At 67.1% G+C, this 2,576-nt stretch carries 1 protein-coding gene; it reads left to right on the top strand.

Annotated features, from left to right (window positions below; genetic code table 11):
- Positions 1-242 precede the first annotated feature (242 nt).
- Positions 243-2,576 (top strand): hypothetical protein (locus tag AB1609_20870; protein MEW6048890.1); only part of this gene is annotated, 2,334 nt, incomplete at its 3' end.

A 2,576-nucleotide genomic window follows, 5' to 3' on the forward strand; every position in this document is an offset into this window, starting at 1 on the left:
GGAGGCAGCGGAAGCAGTGTCCATGCACCCCGAGGACCTGCGGGCATTCCTGGGCGGCAGTGTGCCGGCGGCAGGCAAGCGTTCTTGGGCGGGAAGGTGGTAAGGCGGGACAACTCACGGAGACGGCGGGCACAGGTGGACTGGCGTCTGCCGCCTTCGGGCGCGGGTCCGTCGTGCCGGTTGTCCTGATTCGCGCGTGGTAACCGTGTGCAACCAGTTGCGAACCTAAGGAGGTGGTCCGTATGCGGAACTTTTCTGTCCGTGCTCGGCGGGTCCGGCGCCGGGCCTTTCTTGTAGCCGTTGCCGTCCTGGCCGTGGCTTCTCTGTGCCTGGCAGCGGGGCCGGTGTCGAACCAGGTGGTGCTGAAGTTCCCGGTACAGATGGAGATTGGGGGTTACCGGGGGAAGGCCCTGAGGATAAATCCGGATCTTCCCGAGTGGATGCCCCTCCGGTCCGCCGGGGAGGATCTGGTAGCGGAGTCGGGTTTTTACCCGGCTGGCAGGCAGCTTGCGGTGTTTGAGTCGGAGGGGTTGCTTGGCGAGGGGCGGACGGTTGTGGGCCGAAACCAGCTGCGCCTGGCGCGCCTGCCTTCCGGGCAGTTGGTGGTGCTTGACTGCGAGAGCAACACTGTGCCGGTAACGCAGGTGGCCGTGGGTCAGGATCACGTTGTGGCGTTGCTTTCCGACGGGCGGGTGGTGGCGTGGGGCAGCAACGACAAGGGCCAGCTTGGCGATGGCACCACGATACCGCGTGCGGGGCCCGTGCTGGTGCAGGGGATCACGAACGCGGTGGGCGTGGCTGCGGGGACCCGTCACTCGCTCGCGTTGCTTGCCGACGGCCGGGTGATGGCCTGGGGTGAGAGCTATGTCGGCCAGCTCGGGAACGGGGAATCCGGTAGCGACCACCTTTACCGGACGGTCCCGGTGTTCGTGAAGGGCGAGGGCGGTGTCGGCGAGCTCGGGGATGTGGTGAAGGTCGTCGCCGGTGGCCATACCTCTCTGGCCCTCCTCCGCGACGGGACCGTGGTGGGCTGGGGTAGCAACCTCTACCAGGTGCTGTTGCGGGAGCGCGGGCCGTACCCGTCGTTCGCTTATCCGGTCAGGCTGTCGCTCGTGGGCGCCGTGCAGGATATAGCGCTTGGGGACACCTTTGCCATGGCTCTGAGGAACGGGTACGTCATAACGTGGGGGGATAATGAGGTCGGCCAGCTCGGCGACAACAGTCCTCCGGATCCGGGAGCTCGGTCCCTGCTGCCGAATCCGGTGAAGACCCCTGACGGGGGGAGCTGCCTCAGTGGTGTGGTTGCGATTGCGGCGGATGTCCACGTGGGATATGCGCTGCTGTCGTCGGGCGAAGTGCTTGCCTGGGGTGGTTTTCCCAATCTCGACTCTAAGGACGACCATTTCCTTCCCGTGTTCGTGCCTGACACCGAGGGAGCGGCGCCCGTTTCGGGCATCGTGAGGCTGATGCCGGGGCACGGCGTCACGTCCGATGGCTATCTTGTGCGGTTTGACTTCACCAGGTCCGCCTGGGTGCCCGGTATTGGCGGCCAGGGCCGGCTTTCGGGCGTGGTGGGCCTTGGCAAGGGCAGCGTCGTCTGCGCACTGCTTTCGGACGGCAGCCTTGTGACGTGGGGCGGGTACTCCCAGATCTTCGACTGGCGGCGCGGAGGGCTGCTGGGGAACGACACGTGGGACAGGTCCGACTACCCGGTTCGGGTTGCCGACCTGGGGAGTCCCTGCGGGTATCTGGTGGGGGTGAGGCGGGTCTCGGCCGGTGAAGAGCATGCTCTGGCGCTGCTGTCTGATGGGCGGGTGGTGTCGTGGGGCCACAACAGTTACGGCCAGTTGGGGAACGGCGACAGGGCCGAGTCCGGCGTGTGCCGGTACCTGGCCGTGCCGGTGAAGAGTGTGGGTGGCGAGGGCCAGCTGCGTGCGGTGCAGGTGGCCGCGGGCGGCTGGCACTCTCTGGCGCTGCTTCCCGATGGCACGGTGGCGGCCTGGGGGGCGAACTTTCGCGGAGCACTCGGGGACGGCACGCAGACCGGCCGGAACGTGCCCGTCCTCGTGAGGGACCCGTCGAACCCCTCCGAGCCGCTCACGGGGGTGGAGCAGGTTGTTGCGGGCGGGGGATACATTTCGGTCTATGACTACTCGCTGGCGCTGCTTTCCACCGGGCGCGTGCTGTCGTGGGGGGACAACACCTATGGCCAGCTGGGCAATGGCCAGTCCGGCTCAGGCCTTTACAGCGTGCTGCCGGTGCCGGTGAAGGGGATAGGGGGCAGTGGCGAGCTTGGTGAGGAAGTCTCTGTAGTCCAGGTGGCCGCGGGTTATGACCACTGCCTTGCCCTGCTTTCCGACGGGACGGTGGCGGCCTGGGGGCGTAACGACAAGGGGCAGCTTGGCGACGGCACCAATGCAGGCAAACCGTATCCCGTGCGGGTGCGGGGAACTGGCACCAACCCTGTCCTTCAGGGTGTGGTGGAGGTGGCCGCTGGCTACAAGTTCTCGCTTGCCCGGCTCAGCACCGGTCGCGTGGTGGCGTGGGGCTACAACTACGCCGGCCAGCTCGGCACC

The organism is Bacillota bacterium, from assembly GCA_040754675.1.
Lineage (GTDB): Bacteria > Bacillota > Limnochordia > Limnochordales > Geochordaceae > Geochorda.